Source organism: Micromonospora sp. DT4, assembly GCF_049841675.1.
In the GTDB taxonomy this organism is placed as follows: domain Bacteria; phylum Actinomycetota; class Actinomycetes; order Mycobacteriales; family Micromonosporaceae; genus Micromonospora.
Genome location: NZ_JBNCKT010000203.1, coordinates 1 through 4885, shown reverse-complemented (window position 1 = coordinate 4885; position 4885 = coordinate 1). Strand labels below are relative to the sequence as shown.

The window sequence follows — 4885 nt, the reverse complement described above, 5'->3', positions numbered from 1 at the left end:
GCGAAGCCGCCCGACGCATCAACGCCGAACGACTTCTCACTGCGTAGCCGTCCAGTTACCCGACAGTCTCTTAGGCGGCGGGGTCGTCGGCGGCGGTGTGGTGGGTGGCGGGGTCGTCGGCGGTGGAGTGGTGGGCGGCGGTGTCGTGGGGGGCGGCGTGGTGGGCGTGGTGCCGTCGTTGCAGGTCACCCCGTTGAGGGCGAAGCTCGTCGGTGCCGGGTTGCTGCCGGTGGAGGAGCCGTTGAATCCGAACGACGCCGTGCCGTTGGTCGCGATCGAACCGTTGTAGCTCACGTTCCGCGCGGTCACTGCCGCCCCGTTCTGCGTCAGCGTGGTGTTCCACGACTGCGTGATCGTCTGGCCGGCGCTGTACGACCAGGTCAACGTCCAACTACTCACCGGATCACCGAGGTTCGTGATCGTCACGTTGGCGCCGAAGCCACCCGGCCACTCGGACGACACGGCGTAGTTCACCGAGCAGCCCGCCGCCGCCGCGCCCGCCGGCAGTGCCACCGCAACCGTGGCCGACGCCAGTAACGCGACACCGGCCGAGACGATCCAGAGATTTGTCGGTCTGAATATGCTCATCGAGCACCATCCTGACGGGACGGCGGCCTACACATTCGTGGTAGTGATTGTTAGATGAGCGTTAACAGCCGCGTCGGGTATGTTACGGGAGCGCTCCCAAACCATCAACCTCGATGTCTCAAAAGCTGGCGGACGACCTCATCAGCGCTTCCAGCAGGGCTTCTGCGGCCGATCGGCGGTGCCGGTCGAGCGCGGCGGGCACGCGGGCGGCCGCAGGCCGAGCAGGCGAAAGGGCGGGTGATTAGGACGTGCTCTGTTATCGATAACATCGACCGATCACTCTGCGTCGTACTCGAGCATGAGAACGCCGGTGCTGGTCGGCGTGCAGCCGGCGAGCCGCAGCGGTCGCGGCCGGTCCAACTCCGCGAACAGGCGCTTGCCCGCGCCGAGGAGGAGCGGATGCAGGAACAGGCGGTACCCGTCGACCAGGTCCCTGGTGATGAGTTCCCGCACGAGCACCCCGCTGCCCAGCATGGCGTCGGAACCGTCATCGCGGCCGGCAGCCAGGTAACCGATCTCGCGGTGGGTGACCTGGCCTACGAGCAAGGTGCGGGAGGCGCACAAGCGCCTGGAGGCCGCCCACCTGGGCAAGCTGCTGCTGACGATCGCCTGAGGAGTCAGCCGGCGCGCTGCTGCGGCACGCGTACCGACGCCATGCCGGCCGCCGTCGCGGCCTGGATGCCCAGGTCGGTGTCCTCGAAGACCAGGCAGGAGCCCGGGGGCACGCCGAGCTGCCGCGCCGCGAGCAGGAACGCCTCCGGGTCGGGCTTGGCCCGCGTGTAGTCCTCGGCGCACACCAGCACGTCGAACCGGTCCAGCAGGTCGAGCGCCTCCAGCGAGGCGGTGACCGTGGCGCGGGTGCTGCCGGAGACGACGGCGAACGGCACCCGGCGGTGCGCGTCGTGGATGTGCGCCACGACCTCGGGAACGGCGGTGACCTGCGGCAGCAACTCCTGGAAGATGCGCTCGCGGTTCTCGGCGACGGTCGCCACCGGCATCGCCAGCCCGTGCCGCTCGTTCAACGCGACGATGATGTCGGCGGTCGGCCGGCCACCCCAGGCGTAGAAGAGGTCCTCCGGGAACTCGCAGCCCCACTCGTCGAGCGCCCGTTGCCAGGCCACGTAGTGCAGCGGCATCGAGTCGACGATGGTGCCGTCGCAGTCGAACAGGTACGCGGCGAACTCACCGGGTGGCAGAGGCAGAGTCACCGGGGAAGGGTACAGCGGCCGCTCCTGTTCAGTCGCGGGTGACGGATGCCAGCCGGCAGCGTAGGTGCTCCCGTTCCGGCTCGGTGCCGACCAACGCCAGCGCGTCGCGGTACGCCGCCGCGGCCTCGTCGAGGCATCCGAGCCGGCGCAGCAGGTCCGCCCTGGTCGCCGGATAGAGGTGGTAGCCACGCAGACGCGGATCGTCGGCCAACCCGTCCAGCAGGGCGAGCCCCGCGTCCGGCCCGTCCCGCATGGCCACCGCGCGGCGTCCGCGTCAGGCAGGGACGTCCGTTCGGCGCCGGGTCCGCTCGGCACGCCGCCGCATCTGCTGGTACGCGCCGGTCAGCCCCATCGCCCGCCGTACCTCGACGAGGGTTCGGCGGACCTCCACGCGGGTCCGCTCGGTGCCCTCGACGATCAGCCGGTCAACCAGCCCTCGATCGGCCTCGATCTCGGCACGGCGCTCCCGGATCGGCGTCAGGAACGTCTCCAATGCTACGACCAGGCGTTCCTTGACCTCCACGTCGCCCACCCGGCCGGCCCGGTAACGCCGCGCCAGGTCGGCCACCTCGTCCCGGTCCGGGTTGAACACCTCGTGGTACGCGAAGACCGGGTTCCCCTCCACCGTTCCCGGCATGTCCGCCCGTACCCGGTTCGGGTCGGTGTACATGCCCAGGACCTTCCGACGCACCGTCGCCGGATCGTCGGAGAGGGTGATCGTGTTGCCCCGGCTCTTGCTCATCTTGGCCGCGCCGTCGGTGCCGACCAGGCTCGGCGTGTCCGCCGGGATCAGCTCGGGCACCGGGAAGACCTCGCCGTACAGGTGGTTGAACCGGCGGGCGATCTCCCGGGTCACCTCGACGTGGGCGGCGTTGTCCCGGCCGACCGGGACCACCGCACCCTTGACGCAGAGGATGTCCGCGGCCTGGAGCACCGGGTAGCCCAGCAACCCGTACGGCATCTCCTCCTTGCCGGCGTCGCGCGCCATGTCCTTGAGCGACGGCACCCGCTCCAGCCGGGGCATGGTCACCAGGTTCTGCAGGAGGGTGTTCAGGTCACCGACCTCGGGAATCGCCGACTGGAGGTAGAAGGTGGCCCGCACCGGGTCGACGCCGACGGCGAGGATGTCGGTCACCATCTCGCGGGCGTTGCGGGGGACCTGGTCGATGTCCTCCCGCCGGTTGCGGGTCGTGAGCATGTGCAGGTCGGCGATGATGAAGAAGCTCTCGTAGCGCTGGTGCAGCCGTACCCGGTTGGCGATGCTGCCGACGTAGTGGCCGAGGTGCAGGCGGCCGGTGGGCCGGTCGCCGGTGAGCATGCGTGCGACGGACATGGCGATGTGCCTTTCGTGCGGGAAGGTGGGTCACGAGTGGGCGCGCGCCGAGCGGGGCGGAATCGCCCCCTCGGTCAGCGGAGAACGGGGCTCAGCGAGCCGTCTGCCATCGCGCGCCGGCGCGGTACCGCAGACCACCGGCACGGAGTACGTCCAGAAGCTGCTCACGGCCGTCGCCGGAGTTGGTCGGGAACGCGGGCACGACACCGTGCGGGAGGCCGTCGACGACATCGACCGCCTCCGGTACGCAGCTGCCCGTCCGGACCACGACCTCACACTACCCGCGGCGCCGCTCCCGGAGGTGGCACGTGACGGTCCGCGTAGTACCTGCCGACGCGGTCTCGGTACGCCGGATCGGTCGACCCCGGGTCGAACGGCGGCGCGTCCTTGATCTCCTGCCGGGTCCGGTCGACGTGCACGACGCGGTCCAGGTGGTCGACTCGCTCCACCGTGCCCGCCGGCAGCAGCACCTTCTGGCCGAGGATCCACGGCCCGGTGTCCACCACCAGGTGCCCGGCATCCGCCTCGTCGCTCGCCTCGTCGATCGTGCCGATGCGTCCGTCGCGGGCCTGCACGTGGTAGCCGACGAGGTCGACCGGAGTACCGGGACCGGGAGCGTCCGGGCCGTCGTGCCCGCCGTCCGGGGTGTCCGGTGGCTCGGCCGACGGGGTCGTCTGTGCGTAGCCGCCGGCCAGGGCGGACGGATCGCGCCAGGCCCAGGGGTTGAAGATCGAGGGTTGCACGGGGACACCTTTCGAGGACGGCTTCGCCTGTCCCCTCACGCAGTGCCCAACCTGACGGGTACGGAAACGAATGACACGGCGTCCGACGCTCGCGCGCCGGTGTGCCCGGCACCGTCCGACCCGTGGCCCCGGTTGGTGGCCAAAGCGGTGACCAGCGCATCCGCTGACATACTCGGCAGTCATGGTGCTGTCGCGAGGGTGGTCCGCCTTTTTGGTCGGGGTCGGGATCTGGACGTGGGCGATCTGGCCGAGGTTCGCAGTGGCCATCTGGCAGGACCCGCGCGCGTGGGCATCCGGCTCGGTGGGAGAGGGCGCGCCGACCGCTTTCCTGTGGGTGCACGCGTTGCTTATCGCCGCGTCCCTGGCCATCGGCACGACCGTCGGCGTCCTCGGCATCCGCGGATGGCTGACCGCACGCCGAAGTGAAACGTCCTGACCTGGGGAAACGTCAGCGGGGCCAGAGTGTGACGCGCGACGCTACCCGCCGATTTGACGATCAAACCCACGGACGCGTAACTTTCTCTCTGCCAGCGCGGAACGGGGCAAACGGGACGAAGGTCCTGGAGGACCGAACCGGACTGGCAGCCGGGTCAGGTAGGGGTTCGCTCCTGCGGGGCACGGTTCGGGCGGGGCTTGCCGGATCTGCCAGGAGGCGGATTTGGTGCAGCGAAACCGACCGGGTAAGGTTCACGACCGGCAGGGAACCGGGCGCGACTGCGGGACACCGCAGCGGCCGGCCTGCCAAATCCGACGACCTGACACAGCGGTACGCTGCTGCGTGAGTGCGCCGGGGCCAACCCGCACGAAGCATGACAGACCGGGACACACCGGTTTGACACGGCGGAGACGGTGAGGTAACGTAGTAAAAGTGCCCGGCGCGAGAGCGGCGGGGACACGGAACGGAAAGCCCCGGGATGGGGTTCCACGAATGTGGAGCTTCTGATCGGTGTGTGGTTGTTCTTTGAGAACTCAACAGGGTGCTTGTAAAGCCAGTGCCAATTATGATTTATACC

7 protein-coding genes and 1 pseudogene are annotated in these 4885 nt (G+C 69.5%); 1 reads left to right on the top strand and 7 read right to left on the bottom strand.

The annotated features are described in order from the left end of the window. Positions 1-72 precede the first annotated feature (72 nt). The 7 genes and pseudogenes from ACLQ24_RS28565 to ACLQ24_RS28535 all read right to left on the bottom strand — a co-directional run. Positions 73-588, bottom strand: a pseudogene (locus tag ACLQ24_RS28565) (cellulose-binding domain-containing protein); the annotation flags it as partial. A gap of 276 nt (positions 589-864) precedes the next feature. Beyond that, the gene (locus ACLQ24_RS28560; RefSeq protein WP_425894839.1) at positions 865-1134 is read right to left on the bottom strand and encodes a dihydrofolate reductase family protein; all 270 of its coding nucleotides are present in this window, start codon (positions 1132-1134) and stop codon (positions 865-867) included. A 71-nt stretch (positions 1135-1205) separates the two neighbouring features. Beyond that, positions 1206-1796, bottom strand: coding sequence for an HAD family hydrolase (locus ACLQ24_RS28555; protein WP_425894838.1), 591 nt, complete (start codon positions 1794-1796; stop codon positions 1206-1208). A 28-nt stretch (positions 1797-1824) separates the two neighbouring features. Further along, positions 1825-2055: a hypothetical protein gene (locus ACLQ24_RS28550; protein ID WP_425894837.1), complete on the bottom strand. Its 231-nt coding sequence runs from the start codon at positions 2053-2055 to the stop codon at positions 1825-1827. 15 nt (positions 2056-2070) lie between these two features. Beyond that, the gene (gene trpS / locus ACLQ24_RS28545) at positions 2071-3129 is read right to left on the bottom strand and encodes a tryptophan--tRNA ligase (RefSeq protein WP_425894836.1); all 1059 of its coding nucleotides are present in this window, start codon (positions 3127-3129) and stop codon (positions 2071-2073) included. 91 nt (positions 3130-3220) lie between these two features. After that, the gene (locus ACLQ24_RS28540; RefSeq protein ID WP_425894835.1) at positions 3221-3397 is read right to left on the bottom strand and encodes a hypothetical protein; all 177 of its coding nucleotides are present in this window, start codon (positions 3395-3397) and stop codon (positions 3221-3223) included. Between the two features lie 4 nt (positions 3398-3401). Beyond that, positions 3402-3872: a PRC-barrel domain containing protein gene (locus tag ACLQ24_RS28535; RefSeq protein WP_425894834.1), complete on the bottom strand. Its 471-nt coding sequence runs from the start codon at positions 3870-3872 to the stop codon at positions 3402-3404. 181 nt (positions 3873-4053) lie between these two features. Between ACLQ24_RS28535 and ACLQ24_RS28530 the strand changes: the two genes are divergently transcribed. Beyond that, positions 4054-4308: an SCO4848 family membrane protein gene (locus ACLQ24_RS28530; RefSeq protein WP_425894833.1), complete on the top strand. Its 255-nt coding sequence runs from the start codon at positions 4054-4056 to the stop codon at positions 4306-4308. Positions 4309-4885 lie beyond the last annotated feature (577 nt).